The sequence below is a fragment of the Pseudoxanthomonas sp. CCNWLY206-1 genome, assembly GCF_039710385.1.
Classification (GTDB): domain Bacteria; phylum Pseudomonadota; class Gammaproteobacteria; order Xanthomonadales; family Xanthomonadaceae; genus Pseudoxanthomonas_A.
The window spans coordinates 319014-337298 of record NZ_JBDKXI010000006.1 but is presented as its reverse complement, the minus strand read 5'-3'; the positions used below and the strand labels follow the sequence as shown (position 1 = coordinate 337298).

At 62.2% G+C, this 18285-nt stretch carries 9 protein-coding genes; all 9 read right to left on the bottom strand.

The window, feature by feature from the left end:
* Positions 1 to 284, bottom strand: a 284-nt coding sequence (locus AADW18_RS15445) for an FGGY family carbohydrate kinase (protein ID WP_337344276.1), incomplete at its 3' end; no start/stop codon positions are given.
* Positions 285 to 455: 171 nt separating this feature from the next.
* Positions 456 to 2828, bottom strand: a complete 2373-nt coding sequence (locus AADW18_RS15440) for a glycoside hydrolase family 95 protein (protein ID WP_337344275.1) — start codon at positions 2826 to 2828, stop codon at positions 456 to 458.
* Position 2829: 1 nt separating this feature from the next.
* The gene (locus tag AADW18_RS15435; RefSeq protein WP_337344274.1) at positions 2830 to 5703 is read right to left on the bottom strand and encodes a TIM-barrel domain-containing protein; all 2874 of its coding nucleotides are present in this window, start codon (positions 5701 to 5703) and stop codon (positions 2830 to 2832) included.
* A gap of 184 nt (positions 5704 to 5887) precedes the next feature.
* On the bottom strand, positions 5888 to 7600 hold the full coding sequence (locus AADW18_RS15430) for a DUF5597 domain-containing protein (protein ID WP_337344273.1): 1713 nt from the start codon (positions 7598 to 7600) through the stop codon (positions 5888 to 5890).
* Between the two features lie 30 nt (positions 7601 to 7630).
* Positions 7631 to 9559 (bottom strand): sialate O-acetylesterase, encoded by a 1929-nt coding sequence (locus AADW18_RS15425; RefSeq protein ID WP_337344272.1) that lies wholly within the window; start codon positions 9557 to 9559, stop codon positions 7631 to 7633.
* A complete protein-coding gene (locus tag AADW18_RS15420; RefSeq protein ID WP_337344271.1) occupies positions 9556 to 11451 on the bottom strand; it encodes a glycoside hydrolase family 2 TIM barrel-domain containing protein in 1896 nt (631 codons plus the stop codon). Before AADW18_RS15420 ends, AADW18_RS15425 begins: the two co-directional genes overlap by 4 nt.
* On the bottom strand, positions 11435 to 13612 hold the full coding sequence (locus tag AADW18_RS15415; RefSeq protein WP_337344293.1) for a cellulase: 2178 nt from the start codon (positions 13610 to 13612) through the stop codon (positions 11435 to 11437). Before AADW18_RS15415 ends, AADW18_RS15420 begins: the two co-directional genes overlap by 17 nt.
* 385 nt (positions 13613 to 13997) lie before the next feature.
* Entirely contained in the window at positions 13998 to 14330 is a 333-nt protein-coding gene (locus AADW18_RS15410) for a hypothetical protein (protein ID WP_337344270.1), read from the bottom strand.
* A 681-nt stretch (positions 14331 to 15011) separates the two neighbouring features.
* Entirely contained in the window at positions 15012 to 17963 is a 2952-nt protein-coding gene (locus AADW18_RS15405; protein WP_337344269.1) for a TonB-dependent receptor, read from the bottom strand.
* Between the last annotated feature and the right edge of the window lie 322 nt (positions 17964 to 18285).

The window sequence follows — 18285 nt, the reverse complement described above, 5'->3', positions numbered from 1 at the left end:
GCGGGCGCCAGCACGTTGCCCTCGGCATCCAGCGGGACGAAACCGTGTTGCTGGCCCGACACCGCAATCGCCGCGATGCCGGCGCGGGTGGCCGCATCCAGTTGCGCGAAGCAGGCGCGCACGCCCTCGAGCCACCACGACGCGTGCTGCTCGCGGCTGCCGTCGTCAGCGCTGATCAGTTCCAGGGGCGCGCTGGTGGTGGCGACCACCTGCCGCTGCTCAGGGTCGTAGACCACCAGCTTGATGCTTTGGGTGCCGGCATCGAGGCCTGCGACGAGATTCATAAAAAAGCCTTCCCAAAAGTATGTGGAGCCGAGCTTGCTCGACTATTCACGATCGCCTGCCGTTGCGACGGCCTCATTGCTACCGACCCGTCGCTATCGCGGGGCGCAGCCCCGCTCTACGAGAGCGAGAGCATGCATGGCTTCCGCGCTGTGTTTGTGCGGGATGGCCGTTCACGCCTTCACCAACTTGCCGTTCTTGAGGCGAAGTTCAGCCGATTCGCCTGCTTTCAACTCGATATCCAATGTTTGACCGCCATAGACCACGTTGTAGGTGCCGCCACGTTCGCTACGCAGCAACGCATTGTCCAGCTTGCCGTTCTTCCAGCTCAGATCCACCCCTGCCGCGTTGCGGACCTTGAGGCCACGCACGGCACCGGCGCGCCATTCCGCGGGCAAGGCCGGCAGCAGGAAGATCGAACCGCCCCAGCTTTGCAGCAGCATTTCGGTAATGCCTGCGGTGCCGCCGAAGTTGCCATCGATCTGGAACGGTGGATGGGCATCGAACAGGTTCGGGTAAGTCCGTTGCGGACCCAGCAGCATGCGCAGGATCTGCATCGCGTGCTCGCCATCGCCCAACCGCGCCCACAGATTCAGGCGCCAGCCAATGCCCCAGCCGGTGGCGTCGTCGCCACGGATTTCCAGCGAACGCTTCGCTGCCGCCGCGAGTTTCGGCGTGTCGCGTACGTTGATCTGCGAACTCGGATGCAAGGCATAAAGATGCGAGACGTGCCGGTGATGGATCTCCGGCACCTGCATGTCCCAGTCTTCGCGCCATTCCTGCAGTTGGCCCGCTTTGCCGATACGGTCAGCCGGCAGTTGCTCGCGCAGTTGTTTCAACTGCTGTGCGAAACCAGCATCCACACCCAGCAGACCCGCCGCCTGGATGCATTGCGCGAACAGATCGCGGAGCAGTTGCGAATCCATCGCCGGTCCCGCACATAGAGCGGCGCCGTGCGGATGAATATTCTCGGGCGATATCGATGGGTTGGTGACTATCTCGCCGGTACCCGGATCGCGCACCAGCGTGGCGGCAAAGAACTCCGCCGCGCCTTTGAACAGTGGATAGATTTTCCGAAGGTAAGCCTCGTCGCGACCGTAGTCCCAGCGGTCCCACAACTGCTGCAGCAGCCATGCGCCGCCCATCGGCCACAGCCCCCACTCCGCGCCATCGATGGGCCCGGTCTGTCGCCACAGGTCGGTGTTGTGGTGCACGACCCAACCGGGCGCACCGTACATTTCCTTGGCCCGCCGCGCGCCTTTTTCCGCCAGGTCGAACAGCATGTCCTCCAGCGGTTCCACGCATTCGGGCAACGCATTGGCCTCGCTGGGCCAGTAGTTCATTTCGGTGTTGATGTTGATCGTGTATTTGCTTTCCCACGGCGGATCCATCAGATCGTTCCAGATGCCCTGCAGGTTCGCGGGCTGCGTACCGGGACGGGAACTGGAGATCAGCAGATAACGGCCGTACTGATGGTAAAGCGCGGCCAGCGCGGGATCGCCGCCGTTAGCGAAATGCTCGACGCGTTCGTCAGTGGGAAGCTTCGCTGCTTCGCTACTTCCCAGATCGATGGCAACCCGACGAAACAGACGTTGGTGCTCGGCGATGTGCGCTGCCCTCAGCGCTTCGTAACCGCGCTTCTGCGCGCCCGCGAGCTGCCGGCGTGTGATCGCCTCCGGGTCGCCGCTGACATCGTCGTAACGGCGATAGCTGGTAGCCGCGGTGACCAGCAGCACCACTTCATCCGCATTTTCGATCTCGATGCGGCCGCCGCGGATCTGCAATGAGCCGCCACGGGGAATCGCACGCACGCGCGTGGCGAACTTCAATTTGCCCTCGATGCCACGCCGCTCCGAGTTGCGGCCACGCAACAGCAGGGCGCCGTCTTCCACCGACACTTCGGTCTCTTGGTCGCTGTCCAGCGATATCCGCAGATTGATCGCGCCAGGCCGATCCGTGGCTACACGCATCACGATGCATTGGTCGACCGGCGAAACAAAGGCTTCGCGCGTGTGCGCGGTCTTCCAGGTATTGAACTGCGTGCGCGTGATCGCCGTATCCAGATCGAGTTCACGGCGATAGTCGTTGGTATCCGGGATATCGCGGAAATCAAGCACCACGTCGGCCAGCGGCTGGTACGGCATCTGCTTGAGCGGCCGCGCCATCATCTTGGCGTTGGCCAGCGCTTCGGCCTTGGCGTATTCGCCGGCGAAGATCAGCCGGCGTACTTCCGGCAGCGCTTCCAGCGCGCCGGAAGTATCCGCTTCGTACGGACCACCTGCGTACAACGTGTCTTCGTTGAGCTGCAGGCGTTCGTGTTCGATACCGCCCCACACCATCGCGCCCAGTCGACCATTGCCCAACGGCAACGCTTCCACCCAACGCGTCGCCGGCCGGCGATACCACAGTTTGAGCGCATCCTCCCCGGCGCTGCCCATGGCGGGTGAGGGCGTCGCCGCCCTCACCGCCGATGGCGCCAAGCCAGCGAGCGCGAGTCCCGCGCCCACCGCCTTGAACAATTCGCGCCGGGTCGGATCGACGCTCATGTCACTTCTTCTCCGACTGCTTCACGGTGATCGCCTTGCCGTCGTACTGCACGGTGGCATCGGTCGCCGGTTCCAGCGTGCCGGCATCGGCGCGTGGACCACTGATCCAGCGGACGCGGACTTCGCGCTTGGCCTGCATGCCGGGGAACGAACCCTGGCGTGCACCAATACTCAGTTCGCCGGTCTTTTCATTCCACGTCAGCGGAATGCGGCTGAACTCGCCTTTCTCGTAGCCGTAGCCCTTGCCGTCGTCTTCGTACAGCGAGAACTCGCCATCGGCACCGGTATAGACCACCACGGTGAGCGGGGCGTCCTTCTTCTCGTCCACGTACTGCTGCACCGGACCGGTCGGGATGATCGAACCGGCACGGACGAACAACGGCATGCGTTCCAGTGGTGCGGCGGCTTGAAGCGCCTGGCCACCATCGTGGCGCTGACCGGTATAGAAGTCGTACCAGGCGCTGCCGGCCGGCAAATAGACCGGACGTTGCGTTGCCTTGAACGTGGTCACCGGAGCCACCAGGAACGCCGGCCCGAACAGGTACTGGTCGTTGATGTCACGGACCTTGGGATCGCCCGGGAAATCCATCGCCATGCCACGCATCATGCTGCCGTCGTGGTGATAGGTATCGCCCGCCAGCGTGTAGACGTACGGCAACAGCGTGTAACGCAGGCGGTTGTAGTAGGCCATGCTGTCGTAGTACGGCGTGCCTTCCGGTGCGATGTTCCAGATCTCGCGGTACGGGAACTGGCCATGCGAACGGAACAGCGGCACGAACGCGCCGAACTGGAACCAGCGCGTGTTGAGTTCGCGCCACTCCGGCAGATGCGCCGGGTCCTGGTTTTCGTAGCGCTTCTCGACTGCGAAACCGCCCGCATCGAACGTCCAGTTCGGCAGGCCCGACATCGACAGATTCACGCCCGCGGACACCTGGTCGCGCATGTCGTCCCAACGCGAGACGATATCGCCGCTCCATACCGCCACGGCGTTGCGCTGGGTGCCGGCATAGCCTTTGCGCGACAGGATGAACACGCGCTTGTCCGGGTCGGCGGCACGGTCGCCGCGATAGACGCCCTGCGTGTGCGGCAACGGGAAGGAATTGAAGAACTCGGTGGACGGGCCCAACGCGGTCGGCGTGGTACGGGCCTTGCGCTCGCCGATGTCGATGTTGGAATGCAGGTCAGGTTCGTCCGCATCCAGCCACCATGCATCGAAGCCCTTGCTGTTGAGCTTCTCGTTCATCTGGCGCCAGAAGATGGCCTGCGCTTTTTCCGAGTATGGGTCGTAGAACGAGCTCAGATAGCCTTTGCCGATCCAGTCCTTCTCGCCCACTTCGACATTGCGCTTGTACATGAAACCGGCCGCATCCAACTCTTTGTAGTTGGCGGTGGTCGGATAGAACTTGGGCCACACCGAAATCATGATCTGCGTGTGCATGTCATGCACCTGCTTGACCATGCCATCCGGATCGGGGAAGTGCTTCTTGTCGAAATCGTGCGAACCCCAGGCGTCTTCCGGCCAGTACGACCAGTCGAGCACGATGTTGTCGATGGGCAGCTGGCGCTTGCGGTATTCGGCAACGGCACCGACCAGTTCATCCTGTGATTTGTAGCGCTCGCGGCTCTGCCAGAAACCGTAGGCCCACTTCGGCAACATCACCGCCTTGCCGGTCAGCTGGCGATAGCCCGCGATGACCTGATCGGCCGAGTCGCCGGCAACGAAGTAGTAATCGACCATCTGTCCGGCTTCGGACCACAGCGACAGGTCCTTGGCTTCGGCAGCAGGCAATGGGTCACGATGCAGCAGTGCGATGTAGCTGGGATCGATCAGTTTCCACTCGATCTTCAACTTGTGGCGCTTGCCCTGCTCCAGATCCAGCGCGAACTCGTGATGCCACGGGTTCCAGTTCTGGCGCCAGCGGTCGATCACCAGCTTGCCGTCGACCCACAGCTTGGCGTATTCGCTGGAATACAGAGAGAACGTATGACGGCCCGAGCTGAGCGCTTCGATCTCGCCCTCCCAGGTGACCTGCATCGGCTGGGTCTTGCTGGAGGCCTCCGCCGGGTAATTGGCCAGGTCCTTGATGTATTGGTAGTTCACCTCGGTCTCGCGGCGCTCGACCTTTTGAACCCCGTTGAGCGAATAGCGCGCGGTCAGCGCGCCTTCCTCGCCCTTGGCGTCGTACAGCTTCAGGCTCTTCGGCAGCGGCTGCAGGCCGCGCGGATCGCCCATGCGGGTGATCGCATTGTTGTCCCACAACAAACCATAGTTACGGCTGGACACCAGGAACGGCACCGCCATGTCCACGTTGTGCTGCAGCAGCTCGACGTCGCGGCCCTTCTGGTTCATCCAGCCCTGCTGGTGCTGGCCGAAACCGTAGATGGCTTCATCGTCCGGCGATTCGAAACGCTGGCGCACGCTGAGGTAGGACTTGCCCTCGACTTCCAGCGGGGCGAAGCTGCGGCCGCCATCGACTTCGGAGAGGATCGGCTTGCCGGCCGCATCGAAGAACGCCACCCGGCCACTGCTCAACGACACGTCCGCGGTGACGCGGGCCGTGCTCAGACGCAGGTGGCCATCCTGCTCGGCGACTTTGAATTCCGGCGCTGCCTTGCCCGCATCTTCCACCCGCATCAGGCTGGGCGTGCGGACGAAGTCGCCATCCGGATCGGCGCTGACGCGAATCACGCCATCGCTGACCACTTCCAGACGGACCGCGGCCGCGCCCTTGGTCGTGGGACGCACGATCACGCCATCTTCGATTTTCTCGTAGTGCTGCGCAGTGGCATCGCTACGGCCCGCCTCGGCATCCGCACCGCCGCAACCGGCGAGCAGTGCCACCAGCGGTAAAGCCAACCCCATCAAGTAACGCATCGTTTCACTCCTCATGTGGAGCCGAGTTCATCGGTTCCGGAAAATCTCGTGGAACCAGAATTACCGGCTCCGGATGTCTTGTAGAGCCGAGCTTGTTACATCCCCTGGGGGGGGCTCGGCTCCGGAAATTTTCAAACTTACGTGACGTCGGAAACTCTCAGCGGAGCAAGCTCCGCTCTACAAATCAATACGTCGCCAACTTCACTTTCAACATCTGATCGGCACTGGAGAAATTCAGGCCGTAATCGGTCTGGTCGCCGTTCCAGACGCGGCGAAACTTCCATTCGCCGTTCTCGTACGTGCCTTCCTCAACGCGATCATAGATCTGCCGTGCCGCTACCGCCGGATCGGCGGCCACGATAGTGACGCGAGCGTGGTAGGCCGTAACCAGGAATTCATCCGGGCCCACCTCGGCGATCAACGCGGCGCCCGTCGGCTTGGGATTGCCTGGCGGTTCGCCCTGGTACCAGAACTGCGGCACGCCATAGGTGACCACCGCGTTCCAGCGGTCATTGAGTTTCAACGTCTGTACCGGCTCGCCGCCTTGCTCCGCCGTGCCACGCACCTTGCCTTCGAAACTCAGCTTGGCCAGCACCCGCGCGGCAGGACGCACCAGGCGATAGTTCAGCGCGAACGGCTCCAGCGTTTCCGGGTTCATCTTCTTGGCGCCCAACGGATAGTTGGAATAGCGCGTGTAGTCGATGCCGAACGGCGACCAGCCGATCGCTTGCTGACCCAATGCAGCGAAGAAATAGCGGGCGAAGTCGGTGTCGTTGCCGGTTTCGGCGACGAACAAGGCATTGTCCTCGCGTGAATAGCGGTCCAGCACCGTCGTGTACTTCTCGTACTCGCGCAGGTAGATGTCCGGCGCCAGCAGATCGAGGTTGGGTCCGGCGGCCTTGTAGATGTCCAGCACGTTGTCGGTGGGGCCGCCGCTTTCGTATTGGCCCGGCAGGCCTGGAGTGAACGGATCACGCAGCGCGGCGTTCACGTACATCGGCAATGGATACTCGGCCTTGCCTGCGGCCGCGACCTGGTCGATGAAATGCGCGACGTGCCAAGCGTGGAAGTACTCATCCGCGTCGTTGCCGAACACCTCTTTCCAGGTGCCCGGCGTCTTGCTCATGCGCTTGATCAGCGCATCCGGCACCGCCGCATCGAACGCCTGCTGCGCCAGCGGAGAGAAATCGCGTGGCGCGCCATAGGTACCCGGTTCGTTCTCGGGCTGGATCATGATGACGGTGCGCTGCGGGTCCACCTGTTTCAGGTGGCGCATCAGCTGCACGAACGCCTTCTTGTCCGCTTCCAACGTGTCCTTGCCTAGCGGCGACAGCGAGTTCAGCGTGCGTCCGTCGGCGGTCATCACGCGCGGGAAGCGCTTGTTGTCCAGCTTGACCCACGCTGGCGCGTAGTTGGGGCCGTTGTTCTTCCAGGTCGCGAACCACAGCAACACCAAACGCACGTCGTGCTCGCGCGCCTGCGCCAGCAGCGTGTCCACGAAAGAGAAGTCGAACTGCCCTTCCTTGGGTTCGATCTGTTCCCAGGCAATCGGCACCATCACCGTATTCGGCTTGACCACATCAATCGCCGGCCAGACGTCTTTCAGCGCTTCCGGATAGTTGCTGGAGTTATTGACCTGGGTGCCCATGATCAGGAACGGCTGGCCATCGACCAGCAGCGCGTGGCGGCCATTCTCGGTCACCAGCTTGGGGATCGGCGCTTCCGCGGCTACCTGGGTTACCGGCTTTGCCTCGGCCTTGACGTCTGCCTTGACATCAGCTGGTGCGGGCGTTTCTTCGGCCGGCTTGCACGCTGCAAGCAACATCAACGCGGCGCTGAGCGCAGCGCAACGCAGCATCGATAAACGTGCCTTGTCCCGAAGGTTGCGTTGAATCATCTCTTTGTTCTCCTTGATGCGGGCATGCCGTTACCAAGCATCGGTACGGAAGGGCGATGCGGGCAAGCCATCGCGATTGATCAGGTTGGCGTCTTCGGGATTGTCGCGCCAGGCGTAACGCACCGCTTGGGGTTTTGCGACGGCATCGCTGCTGACGACGACGGTATCGCCATCGATGACGGCACGCGCCGGATGGAACTTGCGATCGGCACCGGCGATCTCGAAACCATGAAGTTCGTTGCCACTGCCGCGTATCGCCAAGGCGCTGTCGCCCAGGTCGAACACCACGCGTGCGCGGCCAGCTTCAAGACTCACGCTGCGGTAAACCGGCCCGGAATACACCAGCGTTTCGCCATAAACCACATGGCGTGCGGCCAACGCCAGCCGATGTCCGACCGTTTTCTTGTCTAGCGGATGGATGTCCTTGGCGTCGCCGACATCGATCGTCACCACCTGCGCGGTAGCGAGAAGCGCCAGCGTGCGCGATTGCGATTCGCGCAGCATTGCCCACGGGCTTTCGGTGCGGCCTTCGGTTGACACGTCCACGCCGCTGTCGAAGTTCGCCAGCTGTACCCAGAGGAACGGCAGTTGCGGCGCATTCCATTGACGCCGCCATTGGCCGATCAACGCGGGAAACTGCTCGCGATAGCGATACGCATCGGCCAACTTGTCGGCATTGGCCTCGCCCTGGTACCAGATGACGCCGCGCAGAGCATACGGCTGCGCGGGGAGGATCATCTGGTTGTACAGCAGCGTCTCGATCAGGTTCTTGCCATCGCTGGCATCGAGGCGAGCCTGGGCCACGCGGAACTTCCATTCGCGCGCGAGCGGCAAGCGGGTGCCGTCGGCGAGCTGTACATGCAGTTCCTCCGCGCTGCCATGAATGCCGCCGCCACCGCCATCATCGATCACCTTGACGGCCAGCACGTTGCGACCCGCGCGCAATGCCTTCGCAGGCACGTCGTACTGGCGCGGCGTGTTGTATTCGCGCGTGATACCGCCGACCGCAACGCCATTCACCCAGGCTTGATCTGAATCATCCACGCGGCCGAACGACACGCGCACGCCGTTGCGCGCCTGTTCCGCAGTCAGTTGAAACGAAGTGCGATACCAGCCCACACCGTCCAGGCCCAACCAGCCCGCTTCTTCCCACAGCACAGGCACGGCGATATCGACCCATGCCGAATCGTCCAGGTCGGCGACCTGCCAGCCGGTATCGTCCGCCGGCAGTGCGCCCCACTGCGCCAACTTGCCTTCCACGATGGCCATGTCGCGATCTTCTTTCACCCGCAGGTCGCGCATGCGCTTGGCCAGGCGGGTAGTCTCGATGCCCAGCGTCTGTCCATCCATCCAGGCTTCGACGCGGCTACCGCCCCAGGTACTGTTGATGATGCCGATCGGCACCCCGGTGTTGGCGCGCAATTCGCGGGCAAAGTGGTAACCCACTGCCGAGAATTCGCCCACGGTTTGCGGCGACGCCGCTTTCCAGGAACCTCCAACCAGACGCGTCTCCGGCTTCTCTGACCACGATTTCGGCACCTTGAAATGGCGGATCAGCGGATCGTTGGCGCTCGCGATGGCCTGCTGCGCATCTTTCGCCTGGTGCAGCGGCCACTCCATGTTCGACTGGCCCGAGGCCAGCCAGACATCACCCACCAGCACGTCCCTCACGGCGACGGGTTCACCATCCCCGCGAACACGCAAGGTGTACGGACCGCCGGCCTTGTGTGCAGGCAGCTCGACGCGCCAGGCACCGTCCTTAGCCGCGGTAGCGGTGGCGCTGCGGCCATCGAACTCCACTTCGATATTCGCTCCCGGCGAAGCCCAGCCCCATACCGGCAACGGCTTGTCGCGCTGCACGACGGCGCCGTCGGAGAACAACAGTGGCAACTCCACCTTCGCCTGTGCGCATGGCGAGAACAGAACCAGCGCGCCCAGCCACGCAAGCAACGGTTTCACCGGCCAATCTCCTGGTAGTAGTCGTGGATCACGTGCCAAGCCTGCTTGCGCTCACCACGTTCGGATAACAGTCCCTTGCGGTTATAACCCGCCTGGAACGGATGCAAACGTACCGGCGAACGGAAATCCGCCATGACCCAGGGGGCGACGCCGCGCAAAAATGGAATCCGCTTCAGCATGCGTAGCTGCTTGTTGTAGAACTCGGCCTGGAATTCCTCGTTCCAGGCACTGGCCACATCGTTCGCACCGTGATTCCCCAGTCGCGCTTCGGCACCGAACTCGGTGATAAGCAGCGGCTTGCCGAACGGCTTCCACACCGCTTGCTCAGGCTCCACCGGCCACGGCGTATACCAGCCGAAGTATTCATTGACGCCCACCACATCCAACGATGCGACCAGCGGATCGGAGACGGTGAGCGTATTGCCATGGAAGCCCGGGCCGTACAGCGCCGCTGATACCAGGCGGGTCGGATCCAACTCGCGGCTGCGTTGCGCCAGTGCGGCGAGCGCCGCATTGCGCTCGGGTCCCGGCGAGGTTTCGTTGGCGATGCCCCAGAAAATCACCGCAGCGCGATTACGGTCGCGACCGATCATTTCGCTCAACATCGTATCGAGTTTGGCCTGCATGCCGGCGTCGGCGAAATCGATGCCTTGATAGACGGGAATTTCCTGCCATAGCAGCAGGCCCATGCGATCCGCCAGTCGCACCAGATGCTCGCTGTACGGATAGTGCGACAGACGGACAAAATTGGCACCCAGTTGCTTGGCGTGCCCCAGCAGGCGTTCGGCATCGGCAGGCGAATGCGCGCGGCGGCTGTCGATCTCTTCGTGGAGATTGACGCCGCGCAGGAACACCGGCTTGCCGTTGAGCAGGATCTCATCACCGCGCACGGCGATGCTGCGGAAGCCGATCGCTTCTTCCAATGCATCGTCGGGAGTCGACACGCTCACTCGGTAGAGTTTCGGCTGCGCCGGCGACCACGGTTGGAAAGGTGCTTCGAAACTCAGTTTCGCCAGGCCTTCCGCATTGGTTTGCACGCGCGCGTCCACGCCGAGTTCGGCGATGCGTACCTGCACGGGTTGTTGTGGCGCTGCGCCAGCAAGCTTTACCCAGCCTTCCACCCGCCGCAGCGAACCTGGCGCCAGTTGGATGGCGTAATCCTGGATATAGGTCGCCGGTGTTTCCACCAGATCCACATCGCGGGTCAAACCGCCGTAGTTGAACCAATCGAAGCCTTGCGCCGGAATGCCGTCCTTGCGCCGCTGACTATCGACGTGCACCAGCAGCCGGTTCTCGCCATCACGCAACTTGCCGGTCAGTTCGAACTGGAACGGCGTGAAGCCGCCTTCGTGGCTACCCAGCTTCTCGCCGTTGAGAAATACATCCGTTCGATAGTTGGCGCCGCCGAAATGGACGAACAGGCGGCGGCCGCTACGCTGTGCCTTGATGAGATCGTATTCGAACGCCTTGCGGTACCACACCGAACCTTCCAACCAGGTCAGCTCCGGCCGCTGCGTGTTGAAGTCGCCCGGCACCTGCAAGGTGTTGCTGTCATCGAACCCGTACTCGAAGAAGTCATGCTTGCCGGTAGCCGTCTTGTCCTTCCACACAGCCTTCCAGTCGCCTATGCCAGAACCATAGGCGTCCACCAGCGCCTGCCATGGGCCATTGAGACTGCGGCGCTGGCGTGCTGGCAGGTTGGTCAGCGGCGACTGCAGATTGTCCACCGGTGCGGCAGATACTGGAGCAGGTGCTGCAGCGTCCTGGGGACGTGCGGTATAGCCTTGCGCTTGAGCGAACATCGGCAGAGACAACAGCAAGGCCACAGCAAACCAGCCCGCTCGCAGCGGGCTGGTTAACTCAATGCGGTTCACTTCAGCGCGGATCGCCATAAACGATTCCACGGCCGCCGGTGGCGAAGTAGACGCGCCCGTACACGCGCGGGTCGCCGGTCACATGCGAGATCTGGCCGAAGCGATGCGCATCGTCGTCGATGCGCTGCCAGCTGCGGCCGTCGTCGTCGGAACGGAACATGCCCACTTTGCCTTTCACCTGACCGTGCAGGAACAGCGTGTATGGCCCGCCTTCGGTACGCGGCTTGCCCAAGCCGAGCGAGAAAGCGTTTTCCACGTCGGGCAATCGTTCCAACTTGCCCGGGGACCAGCGCAGCAGGCCGCGCCAGGACGCGGTGATATACACCTTGGCGGTTTCGCTGGGCGACGGATGCACTTCCGCGCGGTGCCAGTCGCCCACGTCACCGGTACCACCGCCGGCTTCCTTGAACTCAACGCCGCCGTTGCCGCTGACATACAGCTTGCCGGTGCTTGCGTCGTAACCGTAGTAGATACCTTCATCAACGCGATCGGCCTCCACCACCGCACGTGCGGGAAGACCCTTGACCGCCTGCCAGCGCTTGCCGAAATCGTCGGTGATCCAGGTGCCGGCGTTCTTCGGCTGCCAGATGACGCGCTTGCCGTCGGCGGCGATGGTGATATGCCCGGCGCCCTCGCCTTCCGGTGGTTCGCTGGCGAACAGCGCCCAGCTTTTTCCGCCATCCAACGAGTACGCGGCGCGCACCTCGTTGTTGTTGCGATCGCGCACGGTGCCGCTGCGCACGATGATCGAAGGCGCTTTGCCGGCATAGGCGATGCTCTCGCCATTGGTCAGGCGTGGTCCGGCGAACTGCAGCGGCGGCACGGTCAGATCATCATGGCGGAAACCGTCGATGTCGCCCACCGCGCTGAGCAGGTGCGCGCCCTCCGGCGGGCTGATCAGGTCCAACGGGACGGTTTCTTCCAGATAGGTGTTCTTGAACCACCACTGCACACGCGAAGTGCCGTCGTCGAAGGCAGTCAGATTGCGTGACGCCCAGATGCCGTAGCCGGTGACGAACATCGCCTCGTCGGAGTTGTACGGATCGATTTCGATATCGGCCATCCAGTGCGGCGTGTGATCCGCCGTCCAGCGCGACACGCTGTGGTCGAAATCCGAACGCGCAAACAGCGCCTTCCATGTCACGCCGCCATCGATGCTTCGGAAGATGTCGTCGTGCGGTCCGTAGCGAGTGAATGTGCTGGCCAGCAGTACCTTCGGGTTCTGCGGATCCACCGTTACCGCGCCCCAGCCGAAACCGTCCTTCTCGGTGTCGATGGATTGCGGCGCCGGTGTGATTTCCGTCCAGGCTCCGGAGGCGGGAACGTACTTCCACACCGCGCCATTGCTCATCTTGTCCGGGCCCGGCAAGTCCGCATAGCTCAGGTAATAGGTACCGTCACTGCCACGCGCCATGTGGTTGGGTCGCAAACCGGTGGGCTGGCCAGGCACCGCGCGCCAGCTGCGGCCGCCATCGTCGGATTGATAGAGACTGGCTTCCTGAGTGGAAACACCGGCATAGAGCTTCGGTGTAGGCGCGCCCGGCTTGCCGCTGGCCGCTTCGAACGTCACGAACACGATGCCGATCTGTTGCGTGCGGTTGTTCCAGCCTTGTGCGCTGGCGGCTGGCGAAGAGGCGATGGCGGGGAAACTTTCCACTGGTTTCCAACTCGCGCCATGATCTTCGCTACGCCATAGTCCGTGACTACGCGAACCCAGGAACAGTACGCGGCCGTCGTTCGGATCGACCGCCAACCGTTCGCCGTTACCGCGCGAGAGTTCGTTGCCGCCCAGCTTGAACGGCAGGTCGCTGCGCTGGAATGTCGCGCCACGGTCTTGCGAACGCAGAATGGCGCCGTTGCCGATCTTGGGGTTGGTGTACGTGCCGGCGGCAAGGTAAACGCGATTGGGATCGGACGGATCGATGGCCAGGCTTTCGATGCCGAGCAGGTTGACGTCTTCCTTGCCGATCCAATCGGTCAGCGGTACCCAGCGCTTGCCCTTGGCGTCCCAACGATAGGCGCCGCCCACATCGGTGCGCGCATAGGCCAGGCCGCGTTCGGCAGGGTGATAAGTCAGGCCGGTGACGAATCCACCGCCACCAATGGCGACGTTCTGCCATTGGTAGGGCACATCGGCGGCAAAGGCTGCCGAAGAAGCAGCGCAAGCGAGAAGCGCCAGTAGCGCCGTTTGTCGCCAGCGGCGCAAGCGTGCAAGAACGCCCCGCGCTTTGCTTTCCCCTTTTACGCTTTCAACAGCCGAATGACGGGTCAAGAGGAATTGAGGGAGATTTGCTCCCTCTTTTGCCGGAATTGAATCATTGTCATCCCGGCGCACGCCGGGGCCCAGTACCTTGCACTCCCGGTACCAGAAGTCGCCAGGTCCCGGCCTGCGCCGGAGTGACGAATCTGGCAGGGCTTGATACGGAAATGCGCTAGCGGCCATCAGCGAACAGTCTCCATCAGGCGCGTCGAATCGACGCAGCAGAGCGAGAACCGCCACCCGCCTGCGCCCGCGCAAGGGAGAGGAAGCGCGAACGAAGGCGGGTGGACATGCTTGGTGCGCCTTACAGGCTGGCCCGCAAGGTGATGCCGTAGCGGCGATCGACCTTGTTGCGGGGCAGCTCGCCGATGTCTTTGATCGAAGCGACGATCAGTCCGGTGTTCCGGTTGATGGCCTGCGCCCGGGGAACGCTGCTGCGAATACCGATTACCACCGCCGTGTCCAACTCAACCGCACCTTTGTCTTCTCCGTCCGTTGCCGGTTGCACATGCTGCGCATGGGCTGTGGCGCTCAGCAGGGCGGCGAGGCTCAGGGCAGTGGCCGTGTGCTGGAGTTTGCGAATGGGTGTGCGAGCCACGGTCTGATCTGCCGGAGCACGGCGTTGTTGCCTTGACATCAAATTGTTCCCTCCCAGGGCACCACTTGTTACGAATACCGTTGTCCCAACTCGCCGGCGCACCGGTCGGCCTGGACTTTAATGTTGTGTTTTCAAGTCGATGGCCCCTGCACACTGCTGCCACCATTTTCCATGGCCAGACGTCAATCGACGGCATCGCGAGCGGCACGTCGACGTCCGTTCCGGATACATCGGCGTCTCCTACTCCGATGCAGCGAAATACCCTTACGGCAATTCGTCATCGCAAGGCCTGCAGCGATCACGCATCGCCCAATAGTTCAGCTGGACCGCAGGATAGGTTGCTGTGACATTCCACACCAATGAAATATTCGCCGCGATCTATATAACTATTGAATGATGCAGTGCGACATTTTTGCGCGAGTTTGCCGCTTTCAGCGGATGTCATGGATGTGGGGACGATGGCTCGCGTAGCGTGCGCTGTACACACAAGCGTTGCCGCTCCCGATTGCGCAACAATTGGTGCGCACAGCGCACGCTACGCAAACGTCAACAGCTCGCGGCGGGACGCCACTCCTACATGGGTCGGGCCGATCAAGGCGATTGCGGAATTCTTATTGCAAGCATGAGAGGTAGGCAGGTCGGGGCCACGTCCCGACGAAAAATAAAGACAAACGAGAGCGGGAAGAGGAGGAAACGCCCCGTCTTCCCGCCGTATCGCGCTTAGAACGTTACACGGATCGTCGCGGCGTACCGCCTGTCATTCACGTACCACGAGGTAACGCGCTCGCCAGCACCGTTCTGGTCCATGATCGTGCGTTGTTCTGCATTGTTGAGATTGTTCATCTCCAGGCCAATCTGCACGTGCTCGTTGAATCGGTAGAAGATCGAGCTGTCCAGCTGTCCGTAGTCGTCGCTGTACACCGGCAGCTTCCAGGCAATGTTGTCGTTGTTGCCGTTATAACCATTCGGTCCGACCGACAGTAGGTATTTGCTGCGCCAGTTGTAGGCCACACGGATCTGCCACGGTCCCTTCTCGTAGAACGCAGCTACGTTGTAGGAGTTCTTGGACAGGCCGTCGGCCGGCAGATCGCCGAACAGCGAGCCGTCGGTGTCGACCGGCTGCGCATCAACTTCGTTTGGCACTTTGGTCGAGCTGTCGATGTAGGTGTAGTTGGCCGAGATGCCGAAGCCATCGAATGGTGCTGGCAGGAAGTCGAAGAACTGGTTCCAGCCGATCTCGGCACCCTGGATGCGCGCCTCACCGGTGTTGATGGTGCGCGTGATCAAGTACTCGTATTCGTTGCCGTCAGCACCCGGATAGGGCACCAGTTGCGTCTGGTTGCGGAAATAGTCCTTGATGTCCTTGTGGAAGAAGTTGATCCAAGCCATGCCGCCCTTGTCCGGGTCGAAATACCACTCCAGCGACAGATCGAACTGGTTGGCCTTCATCGGCTCCAGATAGGGGTTGTCGGTGGAACTGCCGGTGAGGTTCAGCCGGTCGATCGGCACCGGCTGGCCCGGCTCTGGTGTGTAGCCTTCCTCAACATCGGCGTTCAGATCCTGGTAGGCCTGCATGTCGCTGAAAGCCGGTCGGGCGATGGCTTTGGAGGCTGCGAAGCGCACGATCAGGTTCTCGACCGGTTCCCAACGGAGATTCATGCTGGGCAACACGTCGGTGTAGGAATTGCGGGCGGAAATCGGCTCCGATCCAGCACCCAGATAGGGCGCAAGAGGTTGGGCTGGATAGACCAGGAACCCGCTGGCGGAATTCTCGGTACGCACCACACGCACGCCGATGTTGCCATCGAACAGCGCGTCATCGCTGCCGAAGTTGACCATCAAGTAGGCAGCCTCGGTCGTTTCGTCCTGCTGGTTGGTGTGCTGTGGACCAATCACGGTAGGCGAATACCAGGTCCAAGTGGAGCCATTTGCGACAGCCGCGTCGTGCAGAGCCACATAACTGGCAGGGAAGCCTAGCGCTGTGGACAGCACCGGAGCATAGAAACCGCCAGGAGTGTTGGCATCGCCGCGGTAGAAATTCTTGAACTGGTTCAGGTGGGCCAGGCTGGAATTGACCTGATCATTAAGATCCAACCCTGGCAGGCTCGCCAAGCCCATCCATGTCTGAAACAGCGCATGCCAGTTATAGCCGGTATCGATACTGGTCGCGTCGCGCTGGGTAATGCGTACGCCGCCCTTGATCGCTTTGATGAAGCCGCCATCGAAACTGTGCTTGAGGTCGGCGCGCCAGGCCAGTTCCTCGGCCAGGTTATCGTCCTGGTGATCCATCGTGAAACCCCAATAGTAGTTGCTGGGGTCCCCCGTGAACTGCTGGTCGACGCCGATGCGCGGCGTGCCGCCACCGAGAGCCACGTCGATGTACGGCACGTTGACGCCCAGCGCCACCGTGGAATCCAGACTCTCGGTGGTGGCCTTGATGTATTGGAAGTCGGTCGTTAGTTCGGTGGCTTCGCTGAGCGTCCACTTCAAGCCGAACGAGAAGTCGGTGGTCTTGGATTCGCGGTGGGAAGCGCGAATATCCGTTCCCATGGGGATGTCACCGGGCTGGATGAGCCGGCCAGAGCGGAACACATTACCGTCCAGCTCATAGGGCTGGCTGGTGTCGAGCGCGACCGCAAGCGGATCGTTCCCGACGAAGATGGCGTCCTCGTTCCAGAGTTCATCGTACCGGCTCTGGAAGACGGTGGCGTAGAGCTCGACGTCATCGGTAGGCTGCCACTGCAGGGCAACGTAAGCGCCTTGTCGTTCGCGCTCGTATTCCAGCGTGCGCCAGTCGGCGCCGCGCGGCAGCCAGAGTTCTTCGTTGGTGCCGTCGCCGTTCAGATCAGTGTTGCTGGTATTGAAGAATGGCCGCACGAACATGCCGTCGGTGCGGGTGGACAGCTCCGAGTGCGCGATATCGACCAAGAGGCCAACCTTGCCGACGCTGGTGTCCCAGTTGTTGCTGTACAGCGCCGAGGCAGAAGGCTTGTATTTCTCGGAGAAGTCGCCGTAGTTATAGCTGAAGCTGCCACTGATCCGCTGGCCGTCGAAGTCGAACGGCATGAAGGTGCGCAGGTCCACGCTGCCACCCAGGCCGCCTTCGATCATGTCGGCCTTCTGGTTCTTGTAGACGTCGACGCCGGCCATCAGTTCCGAAGGCACGTCCTGAAAGCTCAAGTTGCGTCCGCCGGAGGCGGAGAAGCTATCGCGACCGTTGAGTTCGGACCGTACCTGGGTCAGACCACGGACCTGCACGCCACCGCCTTCGGCCGAGAAGTGTTCCGGATCGCCCACCGACAGGAATCGGTCGATGGTCACGCCGGGGATACGCGACAGTGTTTCAGTGACGCTGCGATCGGGCAGCGCGCCGATATCCAGTGCGGTGACCGAATCGACGAAGGTGTCGGCGCTGCGCTTGATGTCCTGCGCCCGGTAGACAGAGCCGCGGATGCCGGTGACGGTGACCGTGTCCAGCTGGACGGCTTGTTGCTGCTCCGCGGCCGGCTGCGGTGTAGCTTGCGGCTGCGGTTCTGGTTGTGTCTGCGCCTGTGCCTGCGCACTCAACAAGGCTGCGATGCTTAGCGCGATGAGGGTGCGGGGGAATTGGATGCGATTGGAACGACGGCCCGCGGCCGTGTGTGCCGGCTGGCGGCGATGTTGCGTTGACATGGTTGTTCCCTCCCAGGACACATGACGAACGGTGATTTGAGTTGTATTAGCCGCGTGCGTCTGCGCGCACTACAGCCATTTCTGGCCAGTTATTGCGTAGCTCCGCCCTTGTGATTGCCGGGTTCCGCACCGCGCCAGCTCCGGCTCTGGCTTATATGTATGTTGTCGTCGTGCTCCGGCGTGCCGATGACCGGCTTCCCTCCGGTTTCCGCCGCCCGCCTTGTCTGGCGATCTTTGCCGTACCTGTCTCGTTGCTGGTCATAAAATGACCGAACGGCGACTTCAGCCGCAGCATAGGCGTGGTTGACATGCCCGACCAATG